General features: G+C 65.3%; 23 protein-coding genes and 1 tRNA gene. 13 read left to right on the forward strand and 11 right to left on the reverse strand.

Annotated elements, in window-relative coordinates; translation table 11 throughout:
* The first annotated feature begins 3 nt into the window (after positions 1-3).
* From A9W99_RS13980 to der, 8 genes are all read left to right on the forward strand, one after another.
* Positions 4-1,035, forward strand: coding sequence for a PrpF domain-containing protein (locus tag A9W99_RS13980; protein WP_253869840.1), 1,032 nt, complete (start codon positions 4-6; stop codon positions 1,033-1,035).
* Entirely contained in the window at positions 1,036-2,124 is a 1,089-nt protein-coding gene (locus tag A9W99_RS13985) for an AbrB family transcriptional regulator (RefSeq protein ID WP_067378566.1), read from the forward strand.
* Positions 2,125-2,208: 84 nt separating this feature from the next.
* On the forward strand, positions 2,209-3,072 hold the full coding sequence (locus A9W99_RS13990) for a ParA family protein (protein WP_067378569.1): 864 nt from the start codon (positions 2,209-2,211) through the stop codon (positions 3,070-3,072).
* Entirely contained in the window at positions 3,060-3,884 is an 825-nt protein-coding gene (locus A9W99_RS13995) for a segregation/condensation protein A (RefSeq protein WP_172828876.1), read from the forward strand. Before A9W99_RS13990 ends, A9W99_RS13995 begins: the two co-directional genes overlap by 13 nt.
* Positions 3,881-4,576 carry an SMC-Scp complex subunit ScpB gene (gene scpB, locus A9W99_RS14000; RefSeq protein ID WP_067378575.1) on the forward strand — a complete coding sequence of 232 codons (696 nt, stop codon included), beginning with the start codon at positions 3,881-3,883 and terminating at the stop codon, positions 4,574-4,576. The genes A9W99_RS13995 and scpB overlap by 4 nt, the downstream gene beginning before the upstream one ends.
* A complete protein-coding gene (locus tag A9W99_RS14005) occupies positions 4,576-5,319 on the forward strand; it encodes a pseudouridine synthase (RefSeq protein WP_067378578.1) in 744 nt (247 codons plus the stop codon). The genes scpB and A9W99_RS14005 overlap by 1 nt, the downstream gene beginning before the upstream one ends.
* Positions 5,316-5,999 carry a (d)CMP kinase gene (gene cmk / locus A9W99_RS14010; RefSeq protein WP_067378580.1) on the forward strand — a complete coding sequence of 228 codons (684 nt, stop codon included), beginning with the start codon at positions 5,316-5,318 and terminating at the stop codon, positions 5,997-5,999. The genes A9W99_RS14005 and cmk overlap by 4 nt, the downstream gene beginning before the upstream one ends.
* Entirely contained in the window at positions 5,996-7,387 is a 1,392-nt protein-coding gene (der, locus tag A9W99_RS14015) for a ribosome biogenesis GTPase Der (RefSeq protein ID WP_067378584.1), read from the forward strand. Before cmk ends, der begins: the two co-directional genes overlap by 4 nt.
* Here the strand turns inward: der and A9W99_RS14020 are convergent.
* Together A9W99_RS14020 and A9W99_RS14025 are read right to left on the reverse strand one after the other, a co-directional pair.
* Positions 7,344-7,796, reverse strand: coding sequence for a group I intron-associated PD-(D/E)XK endonuclease (locus A9W99_RS14020; RefSeq protein WP_067378587.1), 453 nt, complete (start codon positions 7,794-7,796; stop codon positions 7,344-7,346). The two genes, der and A9W99_RS14020, sit on opposite strands and share 44 nt — an antisense overlap.
* 184 nt (positions 7,797-7,980) lie before the next feature.
* Positions 7,981-8,057 (reverse strand) — tRNA-Pro (locus tag A9W99_RS14025).
* Between the two features lie 789 nt (positions 8,058-8,846).
* Here A9W99_RS14025 and A9W99_RS14030 point away from each other — a divergent pair.
* The 3 genes from A9W99_RS14030 (at position 8,847) to A9W99_RS14040 (ending at position 11,275) form a co-directional block, all read left to right on the forward strand.
* Positions 8,847-9,098 (forward strand): hypothetical protein, encoded by a 252-nt coding sequence (locus A9W99_RS14030; RefSeq protein ID WP_067378820.1) that lies wholly within the window; start codon positions 8,847-8,849, stop codon positions 9,096-9,098.
* A gap of 186 nt (positions 9,099-9,284) precedes the next feature.
* Positions 9,285-10,664, forward strand: a complete 1,380-nt coding sequence (locus tag A9W99_RS14035) for a phosphatase PAP2 family protein (protein ID WP_082929993.1) — start codon at positions 9,285-9,287, stop codon at positions 10,662-10,664.
* Between the two features lie 215 nt (positions 10,665-10,879).
* Entirely contained in the window at positions 10,880-11,275 is a 396-nt protein-coding gene (locus A9W99_RS14040) for a hypothetical protein (protein WP_067378592.1), read from the forward strand.
* A 68-nt stretch (positions 11,276-11,343) separates the two neighbouring features.
* Here the strand turns inward: A9W99_RS14040 and A9W99_RS14045 are convergent, their stop codons facing one another.
* The 3 genes from A9W99_RS14045 to A9W99_RS14055 all read right to left on the reverse strand — a co-directional run bounded on the left by A9W99_RS14045 (position 11,344) and on the right by A9W99_RS14055 (position 14,032).
* Positions 11,344-11,805: a DUF4383 domain-containing protein gene (locus A9W99_RS14045; protein WP_067378595.1), complete on the reverse strand. Its 462-nt coding sequence runs from the start codon at positions 11,803-11,805 to the stop codon at positions 11,344-11,346.
* A 267-nt stretch (positions 11,806-12,072) separates the two neighbouring features.
* Positions 12,073-12,993 carry a cation diffusion facilitator family transporter gene (locus tag A9W99_RS14050; protein ID WP_067378823.1) on the reverse strand — a complete coding sequence of 307 codons (921 nt, stop codon included), beginning with the start codon at positions 12,991-12,993 and terminating at the stop codon, positions 12,073-12,075.
* 64 nt (positions 12,994-13,057) lie between these two features.
* A complete protein-coding gene (locus A9W99_RS14055) occupies positions 13,058-14,032 on the reverse strand; it encodes a GlxA family transcriptional regulator (protein WP_253869843.1) in 975 nt (324 codons plus the stop codon).
* Positions 14,033-14,137: 105 nt separating this feature from the next.
* On the opposite strand from A9W99_RS14055, the gene A9W99_RS14060 reads away from it, so the two are divergent.
* A complete protein-coding gene (locus A9W99_RS14060) occupies positions 14,138-14,788 on the forward strand; it encodes an HD domain-containing protein (protein ID WP_067378599.1) in 651 nt (216 codons plus the stop codon).
* A 14-nt stretch (positions 14,789-14,802) separates the two neighbouring features.
* On the opposite strand, the gene A9W99_RS14065 is transcribed toward A9W99_RS14060, so the two are convergent.
* The 4 genes from A9W99_RS14065 to A9W99_RS14080 form a co-directional block, all read right to left on the reverse strand.
* A complete protein-coding gene (locus A9W99_RS14065; protein WP_067378602.1) occupies positions 14,803-16,359 on the reverse strand; it encodes a succinic semialdehyde dehydrogenase in 1,557 nt (518 codons plus the stop codon).
* An 84-nt stretch (positions 16,360-16,443) separates the two neighbouring features.
* Positions 16,444-17,151: a glycoside hydrolase gene (locus A9W99_RS14070; RefSeq protein WP_371514960.1), complete on the reverse strand. Its 708-nt coding sequence runs from the start codon at positions 17,149-17,151 to the stop codon at positions 16,444-16,446.
* A 55-nt stretch (positions 17,152-17,206) separates the two neighbouring features.
* The gene (locus tag A9W99_RS14075; protein ID WP_067378606.1) at positions 17,207-17,470 is read right to left on the reverse strand and encodes a YdeI/OmpD-associated family protein; all 264 of its coding nucleotides are present in this window, start codon (positions 17,468-17,470) and stop codon (positions 17,207-17,209) included.
* A 23-nt stretch (positions 17,471-17,493) separates the two neighbouring features.
* On the reverse strand, positions 17,494-18,003 hold the full coding sequence (locus tag A9W99_RS14080) for a peptidoglycan recognition family protein (RefSeq protein ID WP_082929995.1): 510 nt from the start codon (positions 18,001-18,003) through the stop codon (positions 17,494-17,496).
* Here A9W99_RS14080 and A9W99_RS26600 point away from each other — a divergent pair.
* A complete protein-coding gene (locus A9W99_RS26600; protein WP_156623096.1) occupies positions 17,996-18,247 on the forward strand; it encodes a hypothetical protein in 252 nt (83 codons plus the stop codon). The genes A9W99_RS14080 and A9W99_RS26600 overlap by 8 nt on opposite strands.
* Before the next feature lie 51 nt (positions 18,248-18,298).
* On the opposite strand, the gene A9W99_RS14085 is transcribed toward A9W99_RS26600, so the two are convergent.
* Positions 18,299-19,375 carry a PDR/VanB family oxidoreductase gene (locus A9W99_RS14085; protein ID WP_067378608.1) on the reverse strand — a complete coding sequence of 359 codons (1,077 nt, stop codon included), beginning with the start codon at positions 19,373-19,375 and terminating at the stop codon, positions 18,299-18,301.
* A gap of 11 nt (positions 19,376-19,386) precedes the next feature.
* A complete protein-coding gene (locus tag A9W99_RS14090) occupies positions 19,387-21,165 on the reverse strand; it encodes an SDR family oxidoreductase (protein ID WP_067378612.1) in 1,779 nt (592 codons plus the stop codon).
* Positions 21,166-21,178 lie beyond the last annotated feature (13 nt).

Consider the following 21,178-nt stretch of genomic DNA (forward strand, 5'->3'; position numbering starts at 1 on the left):
GTGGTGATTTCCCTGCGCGCCATGATGATGCGTGGCGGTACGTCCAGAGGGGTCTACCTACTAAGGGCGGATCTGGATGGAACCGGCTTGCACCCGGATCTGCTGCTTCCGGCCCTCATGGGGTCGCCGGACGGCCGGCAGGTCGACGGACTCGGCGGCGGCACCTCGACGACCAGCAAGGTGGCGATCGTCGGCCCGTCAAGCCGCGAGGATTGCGACGTCGATTATCTGTTCGCTCAGGTTGCTGTCGCGACATCGCGGGTGGACTGGACGCCGACGTGCGGGAATCTGCTCACCGGGGTCGGACCGTTCGCGATCGAACGGGGCCTCGTCGCGCCCGCCGACGGAAACACCGCGATGCGGGTGCATTTGGTGAATACCGGTGCTGTGGTGGACGTTTCGGTGCCGACACCCGATGGGCGCATCGGGCATGCCGCGCCGATCGACATGGTCTTCGACGACTTCTGCGGCGGGCGGACAGGAATGCTGTTCCCCACCGGAAGACCCGTCGACCTCGTTCAAGGAGTACGGATTACGGCGATCGACGCCGGAGTGTGCGCGGTGATCGCCGAAGCCGACGGGTTCGGGATCGCCGGTGACGCATCACCGCGCCAGCTCAACAATGATCGAGCTCTGCTGGAGCGGCTGGAATACGTGCGGCTGCGAGCGGCGTTGGCGATGGGCTTGGGCGATTCCCGAGGGTGCGTGGTGCCGAAGGTCATGCTGGTGTCCAAATCGGTTCGCGGGCATATTCGCTCGCGATATTTCGTGCCGGACAGCTGCCATCCCGGCCACGCGGTGTCCGGAGCTATCTGTCTTGCAACAGCGGCCGCGGTCGGCGATACGGTGGTCGCCAGACAACTCGAACAGCCTTTCCGGGCCGGTGAATTTGTGGTCGAGCATCCTGCGGGCCTGATGAGCATCGAAATCATTCCTCCCGGTGGAGGCTTCGGACTGCGGGCGGCGGTGCGCAGCACCGCACGAAAGTTGTTCGACGGCTATGTGTTTGCCGATCTGAGCGACCGGACGGGTTGAATGCGGGCCGGGGCGTGCACGCTGTTGCTGACCGCAGCGCTGGGCTGGCTGCTCTCGGAGCTACGGGTGCCGTCGGGATGGCTGATCGGCGCATTGATAAGCGCCGGGGTTGTCGCGGTGCTGACCGGCCGTCAGCTGATCCCAGCCCGCGCTCTGCTACGTCCGGCGCAGGGCTGCATCGGGTTGCTGGCCACCGCGCCACTGGCTGGAGAGGCCGCGTCGACGGTGGTCCGCTATCTGGGTATGGCGGCGGTGTGTTCGGGTGTCACGCTGATCGTCTGCTTGTTGTGCACTCTGATTCTGGTTCGGGTCGCCAGGACGCTGTCGCCGGCGACCGCGCTGCTGTCCACGCTGGCCGGCGGTGCAAGCGGCATATCGACAATGGCGCCCGATTTGCCAGTGGACCACCGCTACGTGGCGCTATCGCAATACCTGCGACTGGTGGTGGTCACGTTGACCCTCCCCGCCGTCCTCGGTCTCGTCGGAACGCCGTCCGGCGTGCCGCACCTAGCCGAGGGCAGGGTGTCGGTGTTCAGCTCGGCGTCGGCAGCAGCGGTCATTACCGCCGCCGGGTACGCCGCTCTGAAACTGAACTGGCCGGCACCATTCCTGCTGGGCCCGATGCTCGCCGGGCTGCCGATCGCCATCGCCGCGCAGGGCGCCCTTGTCCTCGGGGTGCCGTCCATGGTCAATACGGCCGCCTACGTCGTGATCGGTTGGCAAGCCGGCGGCTCCTTCACCCGCGGCGCCATCCGGCATTTTGTCCGGCTGCTGCCGCTGACCTGCGCTTTCATCGGCATGACAATTGGCGGATGTGTCGGGTTGGCGGTGCTGGTGTCGTACTGGGCCAAGGGTTCTTTTCCACAGGCATATCTCGCGACCACGCCGGGCGGGATCTACGCGGTGCTGGCAACGGCGGCGGACTCGAGAGCCGGTCCGATGGTGGTGACCATGCAGGTTTTTCGTCTGCTGGTGATGTATCTGGTCGCTGTCATCGGAACCAAACTGCTGCGCACCCGCACGCGGTCGGCGTGTGCACCCACGAGGCTGTCGCCGTCGCGCACCTCCTCACGAGTACTCGCTGGTTGAATTGCCTGCGGGTCGCCCGGCGCAGGCGTACCGACCCGTTAGACTTCCTGCGATGTTCACGCGTTGGACCACGAGCGGCAGGGTATGACCGACCACCCCGACAGCGCTCCCGAGATCGGCCTGACCGGGCGACCGCCGCGGGCGATCCCGGAGCCCGGGCCGCGCACCTCGCACGGCCCGGCCAAGGTCGTGGCGATGTGCAACCAGAAGGGCGGCGTCGGGAAAACCACCTCGACCATCAACCTGGGCGCGGCCATCGCGGAGTACGGCCGCCGGGTGCTGCTGGTGGACCTGGACCCGCAGGGCGCACTCTCGGCGGGCCTGGGTGTGCCGCACTACGAACTGGACCAGACGATTCACAACCTGCTGGTGGAGCCACGGGTATCGATCGACAATGTGCTGATTCACACCCGGGTCAAGAACATGGATTTGGTGCCGAGCAATATCGACCTGTCGGCCGCCGAGATCCAGCTGGTCAACGAGGTGGGCCGGGAGCAGACGCTGGCTCGCGCGCTGCACCCGGTGCTGGACCGCTATGACTACGTCTTGATCGACTGCCAACCGTCACTTGGCCTGCTCACCGTCAACGGGCTGGCCTGCTCCGACGGCGTCGTGATCCCCACCGAGTGCGAGTTCTTCTCGCTGCGCGGTCTGGCGCTGCTCACCGACACCGTCGACAAGGTGCGCGACCGGCTCAACCCGAAGCTGGACATCAGCGGCATCCTGATCACCCGCTACGACCCGCGCACGGTGAATTCGCGCGAGGTGATGGCCCGGGTGGTGGAACGGTTCGGTGATCTGGTTTTCGACACCGTGATCACCCGGACGGTGCGTTTCCCCGAGACCAGCGTCGCGGGCGAACCCATCACGACGTGGGCGCCGAAGTCGGGTGGGGCAATCGCGTACCGTTCGCTGGCCCGCGAATTCATCCACCGATTCGGCGCGTGAACGCCCCGCAGACCGGTGCGAACGGCGAGGCGGCACAGCAGAGCGGCTTTCAGGTCCGGCTGACCAACTTCGAGGGCCCGTTCGATCTGCTGCTGCAGCTGATCTTCGCCCATCGGCTCGACGTCACCGAGGTCGCGCTGCACCAGGTCACCGACGACTTCATCGCCTACACCCGCCAGATCGGCTCCCAACTGGGCTTGGAGGAGACCACCGCGTTCCTGGTGGTCGCAGCGACCCTGCTCGATCTCAAAGCCGCCCGCCTGCTGCCGGCCGGCCAGATCGACGACGAAGAGGATCTCGCTCTGCTCGAGGTGCGCGATCTGCTCTTCGCGCGGCTGTTGCAATACCGGGCGTTCAAGCACGTCGCGCAGATGTTCGCCGAGCTCGAGGCCGCCGCATTGCGCAGCTATCCGCGCGCCGTGTCGTTGGAAGACCGGTTCGCCGACTTACTTCCCGAGGTGATGCTCGGCGTCGACGCCGAACGGTTCGCCCAGATCGCGGCGATCGCGTTCGTCCCGCGGCCGGTCCCGACGGTGGGCACCGAACATCTGCACGAGGTGAAGATCTCAGTTGCCGAACAGGCCCAGCACTTGCTGCGGATGCTGCAATCGCGGGGCAGCGGACATTGGGCGTCGTTTTCCGAGCTGGTCGCGGACTGCGGGGCGCCCATCGAGGTCGTCGGGCGGTTTTTGGCGCTGCTCGAGTTGTATCGATCCAGGGCGGTAGCATTCGAGCAGTCCGAGCCGCTTGGCTTGCTCCAGGTTTCGTGGACCGGGGAACGGCCGACCAGCGAAGTGCGAGACGAATCATGACCGACCAGCCACCTGATCTGGACCTGGGCCTCCCGGAGATCGCCGAGCCCACCGAAGTTGAAGTGCTCGATCCCGAGGAGCTTGGCTCGGTGCTGGAAGCGTTGCTGCTGGTGGTGGACACTCCGGTGACCGCTGAGGCGCTGGCGGCGGCCACCGAGCAGCCCGTCTACCGGATCTCCGCCCGGCTGCAACAGATGGCCGACGAGTACACCGGCCGCGACAGTGGCATCGACCTGCGGAAAACCGGCGAGGGCTGGCGGATGTACACGCGCGCCCGGTTCGCCCCGTACGTGGAGAAGCTGTTGCTGGACGGCGCGCGATCCAAGCTGACCCGGGCCGCGCTGGAGACGCTGGCCGTTGTCGCCTACCGCCAGCCCGTGACGCGTGCGCGGGTGAGCGCGGTTCGTGGTGTCAATGTGGACGCCGTCATGCGGACGCTGCTGGCCCGCGGCCTGATCACCGAAGCGGGTTCAGACGCCGACACCGGGGCGGCGACGTTCGTCACGACGGAACTGTTTCTGGAGCGCCTGGGGTTGTCGTCGCTGACCGAGCTGCCCGACATCGCACCGCTGCTTCCGGACGTCGACACCATCGATGATTTGAGCGAATCCCTGGACAGCGAGCCACGTTTCATCAAACTCAACGGCGGCCAGGCTCCAGAGACAATAGCGTTCGACGTGGACCAGGACTGATGGCCGAATCCGACGGCGTACGCCTGCAAAAGGTGTTGTCCCAGGCTGGGATTGCGTCACGGCGGGCGGCCGAGAAGCTGATCGTCGACGGTCGCGTCGAGGTGGACGGCCAGTTGGTGACCGAGCTGGGTACGCGGGTCGATCCGGATCTTTCGGTGATCCGCGTCGACGGGGCCAGGGTGGTGGTCGACGAGTCGCTGGTGTACCTCGCGCTCAACAAGCCGCGCGGGATGCATTCGACCATGTCGGATGATCGTGGCCGGCCATGCATCGGCGACCTGGTCGAGCGCCGGGTGCGGGGCACCAAGAAGCTGTTTCACGTCGGACGGCTGGATGCAGACACCGAGGGACTGATCCTGCTGACCAATGACGGCGAGCTCGCACACCGACTTATGCACCCCTCCCATGAGGTGCCCAAGACGTATCTGGCGACGGTGGCGGGGTCGGTGCCTCGCGGGCTGGGCAAGAAATTGCGAGGGGGCATCGAGTTGGACGACGGCCTGGCGCGCGTCGACGATTTCGCGGTCGTGGACGCCATCCCGGGAAAGACGTTGGTGCGCTTGACGTTGCACGAGGGGCGCAATCGTATTGTGCGCCGCCTGCTGGCGGCGGCGGGCTTTCCGGTGGAGTCGCTGGTGCGCACCGAAATCGGCGCGGTGTCATTGGGCAAGCAGCGTCCGGGCAGCATCCGGGCTCTGCGTCATGACGAGATCGGGCAACTCTACAAAGCGGTTGGCCTGTGAGTGACGTGGTCGTGGCAATCGACGGTCCGGCGGGAACCGGAAAGTCCTCTGTGTCAAGGGCATTAGCGCGTGCACTGGGAGCGCGTTATCTGGATACCGGGGCGATGTACCGGATCGTGACGCTGGCAGTGCTGCGCGCCGGCATCGACCCTGCCGACGCCGAGGCGGTCGGGGAGCGTGTCGGGGATGTGCCACTATCGCTCGATCGCGAGCCCGACGGGGACCGCTGTTACCTTGCCGGAGAGGATGTTTCGTCGGAAATCCGCGGCGACGACGTCACCAGGGCGGTTTCTGCGGTGTCCTCGGTTCCCGCAGTGCGCAGTCGGCTGGTCGAGCTGCAGCGCCAGCTGGCCGACGGGCCGGGCAGTGTGGTGGTCGAGGGTCGCGACATTGGCACCGTCGTGCTGCCCGATGCGCCGGTGAAGATCTTTCTGACCGCGTCGGCCGAGACACGGGCCCGGCGCCGCAACGACCAGAATGTCGCTGCCGGGCTTGCCGACGACTACGACGGCGTGCTGACCGATGTGCGTCGGCGCGATCATCTGGACTCCACACGAGCGGTGTCGCCGCTGCGCGCAGCATCCGATGCGGTGATCGTCGACACCAGCGACATGACCGAGGCCGAAGTGATCGATCACCTGCTGGAGTTGGTGACGCAGCGAAGCGGAGCGGTGCGGTGAGTCAGGACGGCACCTGGGCCGACGAAAGCGACTGGGAGCTAAGCGGTTCCGAGGACGCCGAGGTTGGTCCCGCTCCGGTGGTGGCGGTCGTCGGTAGGCCGAACGTCGGCAAGTCGACACTGGTGAACCGGATCCTGGGCCGCCGGGAGGCCGTGGTGCAGGATGTCCCCGGCGTGACTCGGGATCGGGTCTCCTACGACGCGTTGTGGACCGGCCGGCGGTTCGTCGTGCAGGACACCGGCGGGTGGGAGCCTGACGCCAAGGGTTTGCAACAGCTGGTGGCCGAACAGGCATCGGTGGCCATGCGTACCGCGGACGCGGTGATCTTGGTGGTCGATGCCACCGTCGGGGCTACCGCCGCCGACGAGGACGCGGCCCGAATCCTGCTCCGCTCGGGCAAGCCAGTCTTCTTGGCGGCCAACAAGGTTGACAGCGAGAAGGGCGAAGCTGACGCGGCGGCGTTGTGGTTGCTGGGTCTGGGGGAGCCGCACGCGATCAGTGCGATGCACGGTCGCGGCGTTGCCGACCTGCTCGACAAGGTGCTGGCCGTGTTGCCGGAGGTGGCTGAATCGGCGGCGGGTGGCGGCGGTCCCCGGCGGGTGGCGCTGGTAGGAAAGCCCAACGTGGGCAAGAGTTCTTTGCTGAACAAGCTGGCCGGTGACGAGCGATCGGTGGTGCACGAAGTCGCGGGGACGACGGTCGATCCGGTGGATTCGTTGATCGGATTGGGCGGCAAGGTCTGGCGATTCGTCGACACCGCCGGCCTGCGCCGCAAGGTGGGTCACGCCAGCGGACACGAGTTCTACGCATCGGTGCGTACCCACGGGGCGATCGATCTCGCCGAGGTGGTGATCGTCCTCATCGACGCGTCGCAGCAGATTACCGAGCAGGATCTGCGGGTGCTGTCGATGGTTATCGAGGCCGGGCGTGCGCTGGTGCTGGCGTACAACAAGTGGGATCTGGTCGATGAGGACCGCCGCGAACTGCTGGAACGTGAGATCGATCGCGAACTGGTCCAGGTGCGCTGGGCGCAGCGGGTCAACGTCTCCGCCAAGACGGGGCGGGCGGTGCAAAAGCTGGTGCCCGCCATGGAGAGTGCGCTGGCCTCATGGGACACCAGGATTGCGACCGGCCCGTTGAATACGTGGATCAAAGAAGTAGTGGCGGCCACGCCGCCGCCGGTGCGTGGCGGCAAGCAACCGCGCGTTCTGTTCGCCACCCAGGCCGCCGCCCGACCGCCGACGTTCGTGCTGTTCACCAGCGGCTTCTTGGAGGCGGGCTATCGCCGGTTCCTGGAACGGCGGCTGCGCGAGACGTTCGGCTTCGAGGGCAGCCCGATCCGGATCAACGTGCGGGTGCGTGAGAAGCGGTCAGCCAAGCGGCGTTAGCGCAGTCCTGGTCGGGAAGGCCGCCGACCGGTGCAGCAGCGGGCAGCCGGTACTCCGAATACGCGGCGAGCCGGATCGCCGTCAGACCGCCGACGGCGGCCATCGGGATCAGGTAGTAGCCGTAGTCACCGTCGACAACGAAGAAGTAGTCGATCTCGTCGGGGCCATATGTCGCGCGTTCCTTGCCGGAATTGGAGATCCATGCGGTCCACGCACCCCCTTGCTGCACCGTGGTCGTCTTGACTTGGACGCGCTGGGGCGCCGCACCAATCCACACGACGAGGTCATAGCGGCAAGGCTCAAGCGGCCAGGAGACGGAATGGCCACACAGCTCGAACCATGCCGCTGCCATGAGCAGGCCCGCCCTCGCCAGATTGGAGCGTTGCGGACGCATCATGGTGATTGGCATCTGCGGCTGTCGCGGCCAGGCAAGGTGTGTGGTGTCGAGGCCGAGCCGTACCGCGTGTCCGCGTATCGTCGTCGTACTTGATCCGCCGGCCAGCCCGAGCTCCTGTGCGACCTGAGCCCAGCTCGTGGCAGATGCGATCGCAGCGGCGAGCTGTTGGTCGGTCCAACGCCGCTGGCCCGTGAAATGGTCGGGCTGACAGGATTTGAACCTGCGACCCCTACACCCCCAGTGTAGTGCGCTACCAAGCTGCGCCACAGCCCGTTCGTCCGCCGCAACAGTTCGACAGACGCGAGGGAACGATACCTCAATGTTGCGCATAACTATTCATGAGGCGTGCTGGGTGAGCTCGCGGGGGCTTCAGGAGCGCAATGGAGTTCTGTGAAGCACACGTCTTTCTCGAAGCCCGCCCGGTCGAGACGTCAGCGGTTGAGCGTTCTCGGACGCCGGTGGCGTGCCCGTGGTCGGTGCGAAGGGTGGAGCTCAGGCTTCGAAGCCGTCCAGCGATGCTCAGGCTTGTCGGCGTGGGTCGGAAATCCCATTCTGATCTAACCGGGTGCTTCGGCACTTGTCGGGTTGTTCGGCGGGAAACCGGACACTCTGACCCTGGTTGGTACGCAACTCGAAGTCTTTTGCTCTCGATATCGCGACCAGCGCAAATTCCACGAAAGCACGACATTTGCCGGCCCTCCGCAATAGCCTGAAGGCCCGCGCGGCGCTGCGATCACACAAGGGAACCTCATGACCATGACCGATCACCTCCACCAGACCGCTCGGCTCAAGCTGACAAGGTTGGCCGCCAGAACCGTTCTCGCCGCCGGGTTGGGGATGGCTGTTATGGGGCTGAGCGCCGCCGTGGCCAATGCAGACCCCGGAAACACCCCCACCCCAACACCAACCCATCCGCACTCAGAATCAGGCCTCTGTAATCAGGATTCAGGCCGGCCGCCTCCCCCGGGGTTCTGCGGGCCGGGATAGCACCACTTCAGAGGCTGTGTCGTCGCACTCGCCAATTGCCTCTCTGAGAATGGTGAGCGGGCATACACTCACTTGATGTTCAAAGTTATCCTCGCGGGCGTTTTGCTGGCATCCGGTGCGGTGTTGTCGCCGACACCAGCGGCGCAGGCCGATGTGTGCGGCGACGTGGGTGGGCGCCACGTCTCAGTCGGCGGCTGCACTAATCCAGGGGCGAGGGTAGCCGTCGCCGCCGACGAAGAGGCGGCCGCGCAGGCCGCCGCCGGTCAGCCGCCGTGCTACACGGTGGAAGGCGTGCCCTACTACACCCCAGACGGCGACCCCTGCTGACGCTAAGCGTTACCAAAGTCGCTGTTGTGCAACGTAATTCACGTTAGCTATACATGCCACATGTGCAGCTAAGGGCCCCTGTACGGCGGTAGTTTCGGCGGAACTGGAGCTTCTGTCGACAAACTGTGATGTGCGTCCTGAGGGTTTAACGCCTCTGACGTCCATTGGGCACCTAAAATTCTCCGGGTGTTCATCGGCGATGTGCGACCGACGTCGGTGCGCGTCCAACTGACCCGCACCTGGCCGACGATCGCCGCCGCATTGATAGTCATATTGCTCGTCGGGTCGCAATTCACGGCGAATAGGTCCGGATTTCAGGGTCCGCTGCACAGCCTGATCAGCGATTACGTCGCCACCCCGAAGTCGGCAACCGTTCCGTGGGTCGGTTTAGGCATGGCCATGGCCGGATTGCCCAACCGGTGGCGGATCGTCGCACTGTCCTTAGCCGTGGTCCTCGACGTTGTTTTCGCTGCGGAGAGACTGCTGCGCGGCGGTGCGTTGACGTTCGGCAACGGGCCGCTGATCGTGCTCACCGGATTGGCGCTGGTGGCAATGCGGCGCCGGGCGAACGCCGAAATCACTCCCGCCTTGCCCGGAATCGCCTTCGGCCTTTTGGTGATAGTCGCGACAAAAGTCGGCGATAGCTGGTTGCGGATCACCGCGATCGTTCGGCCAAAGGTCTTCGACGAATATGCGCTCCTAGCCGATCACGCGCTCGCACAACCCTCCTGGCTGTTCGGGCGGCTCGTCCACGCAGCCGGCCCGGTTCTCAGCGGCGCGCTGCACTGGGTGTACATCGAACTGCCTGTCGCGGCAATGCTGGTTACGATCTACCAGCTGCGCAACGTCCGCACGAGCGGTTGGCCGCGGCATTTTCTGGTGCCGACCTTCCTGCTGCTCGCACTGATCGGGCCGGTGATCTACGTGTTGTTTCCCGTTGTCGGTCCCGAGTTTGCGTTCGGCGACGCGGGCGGGGGCTTTCAAATCTGCGACTACTGGCCACACTCTTTGCCACCGGTTGATCTGTCGCCGCGAGCCGTGGCCTTCGACGGCCAAACTCCGCGTAACTGCATGCCGTCGATGCATACGGCGTGGGCGCTGACCGTTTTCATCCACTCCCGTAATGGACCGCGCTGGCTTCGCGTGGGCGGCACGCTATGGCTGGTATGCACCGTCGCAGCGACACTGGGCTTCGGCTACCACTACGGCGTCGACTTGGTGGCGGGCGCGGTGTTGTGCCTGACCGTGGAGGCGACCTTGCGCGAACCGTTACGCGGCCGGATCTGGTCGCGGATGGGATTGGTCGCCTTCGGTGCGACGTTCTTGGCAGTCCTGCTGTTGTGTTGCCGCTACCTCGCAGAGCCCATGGCACGCCACCCGCTCCTCTTCGGCCCGCTCATCGTCGGGGCGACGGCGGTCTTCATCGCGGCCTTCCGCGCCACCTTCTTTGCCGGACTAAGCGCACCAATGGAAGCCACGACTCTGTCCGTTCGTAGCAGCTTGGCCGCGGCCATGATTGCCGGGGAGCCCTCTCCCTGCGCCGAGACTAAGCCGAGTCGGGCTTAGTGGGGGTTATGCAGGGCGGCTCAAGCGGGATGTTCGCGCTTGATGCCAGGTGATCAGCAAAGCCCCGCTACAGGCGACGTCGCGACACATGCGTGGCGGACGAACACCCGCGAAATCATGACCATTGCCCCACAGCAGAAGTGGGTAAACAACTCACTAGCGCCGGCGGGCGCTTCATTGTTGGGATCAGTCACTATTTGGGAGGCGGGCATCGAATGGTTAGCGAGGAGGGCGGCCGCTGGGACGTCGGCGCCAAGGACAATGCGGTCTATCTTGAGCGAATCTCTGACAGCAACAAGCGGGTGTTCGACGATTCGTTGACACCTGAGGAGGCCCGCGACCTGGCTGAGCTCCTGACGAAGTACGCAGACAAAGCCGACGAGTCCAAAGAATCCGAGAGATCCGACGAGTCCGACGATTCCGATAAGTCTGAGGATTCGAAGGATTCCGACAAGTCCGACAAGTCCGACGAGTCCGATGACTCGGACGAGTCCGATGAGTCGGATGATTCAGACGAGTCAGATGATTCAGATGAGTCCGACGACTCCGACGATTCTGACAAGTCCGACGAGTCCGACGAGTCCGAAGACTCCGACAAGTCATCGGATTAAATTCGGGTTCCGTCCCGCGGTCTTCTCGACGATCGTCTACGCGGAATGTAACGGACCCGGGTCGTGGCCTAGCTGCCGGGGGACTTGTCAGATTGGCGCACCGTTTTGCGCAGGTCGGCGAGCGAGTTGCGAAGTCCGCCGTCCAGGCGGATCTGTACGGTTGCCACCGCGATCATCACTGCTGCGGTAACCAAGTGCACCACCGCATCGGTGGTGTTGTTGGGAAAGGTGAGGACGACGGCGACCTGATGCGAGAAGAAGGCCCAAATACCTGGTAGCGCACCGGCTATCGCGGCGAGCATGAGGTACATCACCGCCCAGGACTTGCGCAGCGCGAACACCAGCCCCGGGCCGAATAACGCCAGACCGGCGATGGCGTGCCAACCGTTGTAGTCCATACCGAGCAGTTGGACGGTCGGCGCGCCGGGCCCGGTGGCGAAGCTGGGTTCCAAGATGAAGCCGACAACTGCCTGGATGACGTGCAAAACACAGATAATCAGCAGGCCGATCTGGGCAAAACTCCACCTCACGTGGCACCTCCTTGTGCGCGGTGGGATAGAGCACATACTACGCAATGTAGTAGGTCGTGGCAATTGCGTCCTGTAGCTGTCGAATCGTCTTGCGTCCGCACGGAACAAGGGAGTCAGTGAGCGTCAAAGACATTGGGGCAGTGAGAGTTTAGATGCGTGCGTCCGGCGTTGATCAGGTCCCCGCTTGGCGGCTTCATCACCGTGCCCAGACCGGCCCGAGTCGTGCCTTGACGCCGAGTTTCTGCCGGGTTGCTCGCGCGGGTGGCTTTATGCGGCTCGTGCAGTCCAGGTGAAGCTCTGCATCTCTGGGATGTGCGGAGCCAATGCCGAAGCTACGCTGCGACCGATCTGATCGGCCGCTGCGAGCGTGGTCCCGGGATCGAGGAAGCCTTCCATCTCGACGCGCAGGGTCCGTCCGGTCCAGCGGGCCCGGGCATGTGCGTGCCTGACACCGGGAACCCCGATGGCGACGCTTTCTGCGGTGGTAATGATTTCGGGGGCTACGCCATCGAGGATGCGGTGAGCGATATCCGCGGTCACCTCCCAGCCCACGTGCAGGATGAATCCGGTGACGACGAGTCCGGCGATCGCGTCAGCCCAGCCCCAGCCGAGTGCTACGCCGACGAGCCCCAGCATTGCCCCGGCCGACGACAACGCATCTAGCCACGAATGCTTGGCGTCAGCCATCATGGTTGCCGAGCGGATCTGTCGCCCTACCGCCATCTTGTAGCGGGCCACGAGCTGATCTCCTACGATGCCCACCGCCGCCGCGGTGATGCCCCAGCCCAGATGAGCGGTGCCTCCATGGCGGAGCAGCTTGCTGACACTTTCAAGACAGGCGAAGAGTGCGCTGGCCCAAATCACCAGCGCCACACCTATTCCGGCGAGATCTTCGGCGCGTTCGTATCCGTAGGGGTATCGCTCGGTGGGGGTTTTGCGGGATGCCCGAAACCCGACGAACACCAGGCCGCTCGTCGAGACATCCGACAAGTTGTGCAGCGCATCGCCGAGCAGCGCCACCGACCCAGACACAAGGGCGACCGCCAACTCGATGAGACCGGTCAGCGCCAGTCCGACCGCACTGACCGCGACAGCACGGTTGGCCTGATGACGCTCGTCTACATCGTCCACTGCGGTGCTGAGCGGAAAACTCGCGGCCGGATCGCGAACACCGTCAATCGTATGCATACCGTCCAGGATGCCCATCGGGCAGAAAGATCAAAGTGGCCACGCAGGCAAATGGCCGTCGAAATCAGCTGCGGACGGCGCTGCGAAATCTGTCGCGATAGGCCTTCGGTGATACCCCGAGGTGGTCGACGAATGCCCTTCGGAGGGTTTCGGTGCTGCCGAAGCCCACGAGGCACGCGGTGTCGCTCACGCTGCGGCCGGCGTCGAGCGCGGCGCGGGCGGCATCGATCCGGACCATCTCGACGTAACCGGCCGGCGTGGTACCCAGCTCGGATCGAAACAGCCGCGTCAACTGACGCGTACTCAACGAGGCGCGGGCGGCAAGGTTTTTGACGCTGTGGTCGGCACCCGGGTCGGCTGCAATCGCATCGGTGACAACGCGGAGCGCAGACTGCGGCGGTGGATTGGCCTCGACCAGGACCGAGAATTGCGATTGCCCACCCGCGCGTTTGAGGTAGACGACCAACCAGCGAGCCACGTCGCGCACGAGTTCGGTGCCGCAGTCCTGTTCGACCAGTGCGAGCGCCAGGTCGATTCCCGACGAGATCCCGGCCGAGGTGAAGACATCGCCGTCGCGGACGAACAGCGCATCGGGCTCGACGGTGATATCGGGGAATGCCCGGGCAAGCGATCGGCTCTCTCGCCAATGTGTGGTGGCGCGCCGGCCGCTCAGCAGGCCGGCCTGCGCGATGATAAACGACCCGGTACAAATGGATCCCAGACGCCGGGTGCGACCCGCCAGCGATTTGACCGCCTCGATCAGCGCGGGGTCGATCGCCCGGGCGGGCAAGTTGTCACTGCCGGCGACCAGGACGGTATCGGCGGATTCTATCGACGAAATGCTGTGCGTGACGCCCAACCGAGTACCGATCGAGGTCGTCACATCGCGCCCGTCCACCGACGCGATCCTGATCTCATAGTTACCGCCGAAGCGGTTGGCTTCGGTGAAGACCTCAGCCGGTCCTGCGACATCCAGCAGCGTCACCTCGTCGAAGACGACGATCACGACCACCCGAGAACGCGCATCGGCTTCCGCCACAGAGCCATTGTGTCGCTTTTTGTGGACAAGAGGGCTCAATCGCCGTGCATGCGCATCGCTGTAAGGGCGCATTGTTGTTGGAGTTCACAACCGAGGAGAGTTGTCATGGCCACTCAGTCACTTCAGACAATCGCCGACGTCGTAATCCCCGACACCGCACTGGTACGCGAGGCGACCGAATTCATTCGTGACGCCGAAGACGACCTGCTGTTCGATCATTCCCGCCGGGTGTTTCTGTTCGGCGCGCTGCGGGGCCGGCGCCTGGGGCTGCAACCAGATCTCGAGCTGCTCTACGTCGCGGCGATGTTCCACGACCTGGGCCTAACTGAGCGCTACCGCACGTCCAAACTGCGCTTCGAAGTCGACGGTGCCAACGCGGCGCGAGACTTCCTGTTACAGCGCGGCGTCGATCCCGCCAATGCCCGCACGGTATGGCTGAGCATCGCGTTGCACACCACCCCAGGCGTGCCGCAATTCCTGGAACCCGAAATCGCCTTGGTCAACGCAGGTGTCGAGACCGACGTGGTCGGCATCGGCCGTGAGGAGCTCTCCTCGGAAGCCCTCGCGGCCGTCACCACTGCCCACCCCCGCCCGGACTTCAAACGTCGCATCCTGGCCGCCTTCAACCACGGCATGAAGCACCGTCCCCACACCACCTTCGGAACCATGAACGCCGACGTGCTCGCGCACTACGACCCCGCATTCGTGCGCGACGACTTCGTCGACATGATCCTCAACAACGCCTGGCCTGAATAGCCTGTCGTCGTACGTCACGTCCTGCCGGGAAGCTTCATCACCGTCCGCACGATGGGCAGCAGCGACTTCTGCCACACCGTCGTCGGAATCCCAAGGGGCGCATCGAGGTTGAACACGCGCGCGGTCGCGATCGTCTGCGATTCGGTGTACTTCAACAGGCCCTCGGGGCCGTGTCTGCGCCCGACCCCCGAAATTCCCATGCCGCCCATCGGCGCGCTGAGGCTGCCCCATGCGAACGCGTAGCCCTCGTTGACGTTCACCGTTCCCGACCGCAACTGGGCTGCGATCTTCTCGCCCTCGGCGGGGGAGCCGGCCCACACGCTGGCATTGAGCCCGTACTCGGTGTCGTTGGCTTTCTCTACGGCCTCGTCCACGTCGGCGACCGGGTAGATCGAGACGAGCGGTCCGAACGTTTCCTTGGCGGCGCACTCCATTTCCGGGGTGACATCGGTCAGCACGGTCGGCTCGTAGAACAGCGGACCGATGTCCGGTCTGGCTTTGCCGCCCGCAATGACCTTGGCGCCTTTGGCCGTTGCGTCGTCGACATGTTCCGACACGGCTTTGAGCTGTCCTGGGGAAATCAAACTGCCCATGTCGACGGAGAAGTCATAAGCGGTGCCCAGCTTCATGTTTCGCACAGCATCGCCGAACCTGCGCGCAAAATCGTCGGCGACGTCCTTCTCGACATAGATCCGCTCGATCGAGATGCACAGCTGGCCCGCGTTCGAAAAGCACGCGCGGGTAGCCGCTTTGGCGACCTTGCCGAGGTTGGCGCCGCGCGTCACGATCATCGCATTCTTGCCGCCCAGTTCGGCCGAGAAACCGATCAGCCGACGTCCACACTGCTCCGCGAGATGGCTGCCGGTGGCCGACGAGCCGGTGAACATCAAATAGTCGCAGTTTTCGGTGATTGCGGTGCCGACCACCGAACCCGGTCCGGGCACGATCGCGTACAGGGCGCGCGGCAGCCCGGCCCGGTACAGCAGTTCGGCACAAGCCAGCGCACAGTACGGTGTCTGGCTGTCCGGTTTGAGCACCACCGCGTTGCCCGCGAGCAATGCAGGCACCGAGTCGGACGCCGTGAGCGTCATCGGGTAGTTCCACGGCGAGATCACTCCGACCACGCCTTTGGGCTGATAGCCCACCGTGGTCTTGCCGATCGCCGGCAGCAGTGGCTGCACCTTACGCGGCTTGAGCAGGTCGGCGGCAACGCGTACGTAATAGTTCGCGTTGGCCATCAGATCGACGATCTCCTCCTGCGCCGCCCACCGGGCCTTGCCCGCCTCGGCCTGCAGCAGGTCCATCAGGAACTCGCGATTCTCGACGACCAGGTCGCGATAGCGGCGCACGACCTCAATCCGCTCGGTGACCGGGCGTTTAGCCCAGTCGGTTTGCGCCGCGCGGGCTTCGGCGAATGCGGCCTCGACGTCCTCAGCGGTGCCGACCGGGATTGTGGTCAGCGGCTTGCCGGTGAAGACCTCGTCGATCGTCTTGGACGGGCGTGCGCTGATGTCTTTGATCGCGGACAACTGCCGCAGGCGATCGAAGACCTCGGCTGACGGTGCAGGCATGTCGTTACCTCCCACGAAGCACAAGCTTCGAAAGCACCAGCCTATAGGCCTGCAGTGCCCGATAGGAATGCGTCGATGAAGAGGTCAATTCGGCGCGGAAAGCCGCATGGAATTGATGTAGTAAACCTCGTGTCCGGACGGGTATCCGCCGCCGTCAGTGGCGATATGGACGTGGTCGTAGTGGTTGGCGGTCTCGTTGCCGTAGTCGGCCGTCCAACTTCCCGCGCCGACACCCGGGTAGATCTTCTGCCGCCAGATCACGTGGTTGACGCCCCATCGCTTGGCATTCGCCAGGGCGTACCCGGCGATCTGGTTGCCGAGTTCAATGCCCTCGGGGCTGCCGTGGTTAGGGATCATCACGTCGATGGCCAGCCCGTTGGGATGCCACGGCAGGGGGTCCTGCCGAAAGCCGCCGATGGTGGAGATCTGCGGAAACAGCACGCTGATCACCCGCGCCGCCCAGATGGTGTGGATCTGCAAGCCACCTTCCGGTGCGCGGCCGGCGGGCAACGCGAATTGGAAGTCCGTGGCACTGGTGGGAGCGGTCGCCGCCAACGCGGCCAGCGCTTGCACCTCTTCAGGGCTGGCGGTGTGCGGCGCGCCCGACGGTGCGCCGGCCGGCCCGGCTGCCGGGCTGGCCTGGCTTGGCGGTGCTGCCGCCGGAGCCTGAGCGCAGCAGGCGGGTTTTGCGTCCTGGGCATAGATCATGCCGGCAGAGACGACGAGTGAGGCCGCGATGGCCAGCCACCGGCCCCGCCCATTGGCCAACAAGTCTCTGCGCACGAACAGCACTTTAGTGTCCTGTGGGGCGGGTGGGGCGGCGTTTGTTATAGCTTGGTTGCAATTTTTAGCGGCCGGTGCGCTCGCGGTGCTTGCATCCCGGCCAGCAGCAGGGCCGGCGCTTGCCCTCTTCGAGCTCCTCCTGGGTCCGGCGGATGCGGCGCGCTCGAGTCGTATCCTGCTTGGCATCCTCGACCCAGCAGATGAACTCGTTGCGCGCCAACGGCGTGATGTCCTTCCAGGCGGTAAGTGCCGTGGTGTTGGCGATCAACGCCTTGCGCAGGTCGGTGGGCAGCTTGTGTACGACTCCGCCGGGGACTCGCTCGGTCACCGGATCAGGGTAGCCCGTTCCCGTCAGCGGCCTGCTTCGATATCAGCGACGACGGCCGCCGCGTCGGGACCACAGATTTTCTGCAGGCTCACGTTGCCTGCGGCCAGCAGGGCGTCGATGCGGTGTTTGAGATCTCCGGACATGAGATGGGAGTAGAGGTTCGCCCCCGGGCAGGAGGTGGTCGGCGCGACGTCGCGGTGGCCGGCCAGGGTGTCGCTCGCCAAGCCGAACGTTTGTGCGGCCCACGCGAATACCAAAGCGGCTCCGTTGAGTTGAGCTTCGGTTATCTCCTCTACGTCGAAATCCCCTTCGCAGAGCACGAGGAAGTGGCCGGTCGTGTCGTAGTCGGTTGCGGTGTCGCCGGCCAACGTCGGCGTCCGCAACTCGTAGATGTCGCCGTTGCGGTCGACGCTTACGTGGTAAGCGATGTCGATCCAACCGAGCTGGTCTTGGTGGTAACGCTGGTGCTGGCGCAGGCGGCCCGGCGCCTTGCGATTGTCGCCGAGGACGACCCCGGAGTGGTGGATGGTCATCCGGGTGAGGGTGTGCGGCTTGCCGCCGGGCCGGGCGGGACGGGCTCCCCAGGAATCGCGGCACAGCAGCATGCCCGCGCTGCTCGTCGTGGGGAAGACCCGAGTCGGGCTTGGCGCAGGGACGGTGGTGCTGGGCGCAGCGGTGACCGGAGTGGGGCTGGGGGTCACGCTCGGCGCCGTGCCGGGTTTCGTCGACGCGCAGCCGCCGACGACGGCCGCCAGGCTTGCGCCACCTGCCAGTTGAAGTGCTCGGCGGCGGCTGACGCTGACCGGAATGTGACGACGCACGGATCGATCAGGCGTCGATCACGACGCGACCGCTTTTCGCCCGCGACACGCAAACCAGCATTTCGTCCTGATCTTCCGCAGCCCGCCCCCGGCGATCGACTTCGCCGCCAAGCACTTTGACCTTGCAGGTCCCGCAGAAGCCTTGCTGGCACGAATACGGCGTGGTCGGGTCGCCGTCGAGCATCACGCCCAGCGCCGACCGGTTCGCCGGCACGCTGAGCACCCGCTTCGAGCGCGCGAGTTCCAACTCGAACGGCACACCGTCGACGACTGGCGGCGGCCCGAAGCGTTCATAGTGCAGCGGCGCATCGGCTTGCTCGTCGCGGGCAGTGCGCACCGCCTCCAGCAGGGCGGTCGGGCCGCACACGTACACCGCCGTCGTCGGCCCGGCATCGGCAAGCAGGTCCGCCGCCGCGGGCATCCGGCCTCGCTCGTCGTCGGCCCACACGGTGACCCGGTCCGGCGCCACTGCAACCACTTCGTCCAGCAGCGGCATGTACTGGCGGCTGCGACCGGCATACACTGCACGCCAACGCATTCCGCGCTGCTGAGCCAGTTGCATCATGGGCAGGATCGGGGTCACCCCGATGCCGCCGATCACGAACAACAGCTCCTGCTCGTCCGTGACGAGATAAAACGCGTTGCGGGGACCTTCGAACACTAGCGTGTCGCCGAGGTCGAAGGTTTCGTGCATCTCGATGGAACCGCCGCCGCCATCGGCGATCCGGCGCACGGCGATGCGGTAGTCGGTGCGCCGCCCGGGTGAACCGCACAGCGAGTACTGCCGGCGGCGCCCCGAGGGCAGTCGAACGTCGATGTGCGCGCCGGGTGTCCAGGACGGCAGCAAGGCGCCGTCGGGGTCGGCCAGGGTCAAGGCGACCACGTCGGGCGCGACCAGTTCGCGCTTGGTGACCACGGCGATGCTGTTTCGCTGCACCGGCACTATCCGCGACGGATTCCACCGGGACAAGGATGCAAAGCTGCCGAAAAGGGTGCCGGCGCCGGTCAATGCGGTGAAAAAGCGGTCGCGCGAGCGGCGGCCGTACAAGTCGGCTGGTCTGCTTTCCCAAATAGTCTGTGACACAGGGGTTCTCGCTATCTCTGTCTAATGTCTAGTCGCGCGAACAGGCGAATGGACGACGGACTGATGCGGCGTGCCGCATAGCCGACTCGGGACTCGGGCGTAACCGGCAACACCGCTGGGCCGGTCCGGACTGCTTTGACAATCGCCTTGGCGGTGGCTTCCGGCGTGTAGTTGCGACGCCGGTACGCCGCGTCGGCCTGCTCGCGGGCGTGCTCCTGCTCCTCGGCGGTCATACCCGCATAGATCATGCTTTTGGCGAAATTCGTGTTGACGAATCCTGGGCATACCGCCGTGACGGTGATGCCCTCGTCGGCGAGATCGGCACGCAACGATTCGCTGAACGCGAGCACCGCCGCCTTCGTCGTGACGTACGCGACGGCCGATTTGAACGGCACATACGCCGCGCCCGACGACAGGTTGATGATCGTTCCGCCTTGGCCCCGTTCGACCATCTGCGCACCGAACGCCCGACTGGCGTGGATGACGCCGCGCACGTTGACGTCCATGATCGCGTCCCACTGCTCCGGCGTGGTCTCAAAAAACCGGCCCGCCAACCCCATGCCAGCGTTGTTCACCAGGATGTCGACCACACCGTGCTTGCTGAGCACTTGTGCCGCAAGGGTATTCATCGCCGCTTCGTCGCTGACGTCGACCGGGTAGACCGCCGCCTCGGCGCCGGCAGCGCGGACGGCATCGGCGGTGCCTTCGACGCCGGCCAGATCGCGGTCGACCACCAGGACGGTGGCGGCACCCTGGCGGGCCAACTCCACCGCGGTGGCCCGGCCGATCCCGGCGCCTGACCCGGTGACCAGGGCCAATTTGCCCCGCACGTCACGAGGGCCGCTGGCGACGACCGACTCGGCAACCGTAGCCCCGCCCTCGATGACGAGGTCGATCCACTCGGCGGTGAGCCGTGCGATGACGTCGGGACGCGAGGCCACCACCCAGTGCCCGCCTTCGATCGGGAGAACCCTGCTGCGGGCCGGGATCGAGCCGGTGAACCGTTGCAGGGCGGGCGAGACGAAATAGTCCTGACGCGCTGCCAGCACCTGCACCGGGACGGTGGTCTGCGGTAGCCGCGCCGGCGGCTTCAGCATGGGCGCGGGCATGTTGGCGCGATACAGGTTGAGCCCGTTGAGGTAGTCACGGGTCGACCGGTAGTCGGCACGGCGCTGGGTGCGGGTGCTGGTCTGGCCGATATGTTCAACTGTCTCAAATATTTTCGCGCCTGCCCCGGTGCGGGCCGCCAGCTCGGGAACGACCGGGCTCAGGATGAACCAGATGTATGACGAGGCGAAAAATTGCTTCACCACGTCGGTTACGGCTCGCGGGGTACGCGCTGACCGCAGGAACTTGCCGGCATAGTTCAGGTGCGGGCCGGAGATCGACGTGAATGATGCGACCTTGCCCATCACCGAATCGTCGGTGACCGCCGCCCAGGCCTGGATGGAGCCCCAGTCATGAGCCAGCAGGTGCACCGCGTCGACGCCGAGGCTGTCGATCACCGCGCCGATATCGGCGACCAGCTGGGGGAGTCGGTAGCCGGATCGTTCTGCGGGCGTTGACGATTCGCCGGCACCGCGCACGTCAAACGCAACGAAGTTGTACTTGCCGTCATGTTGCTGGCTGAGTTCCCGTGCCACACCGTCCCAGACGTGATGGTTGTCCGGGTAGCCGTGGACCGCAAGGATGGTCGGCCGCCGGTTGTCGATTTCGGTGTAGGCGTGAACCGCCAAGTTCACGCCGTCCGACGCGGGCACGGTTTTAGCAGCGGCCTCGATGGTGGTCATGAGTCGTCCGCGC

Origin of the sequence: Mycobacterium sp. 1164966.3 (assembly GCF_001665395.1) — a bacterium.
Taxonomy (GTDB): domain Bacteria; phylum Actinomycetota; class Actinomycetes; order Mycobacteriales; family Mycobacteriaceae; genus Mycobacterium.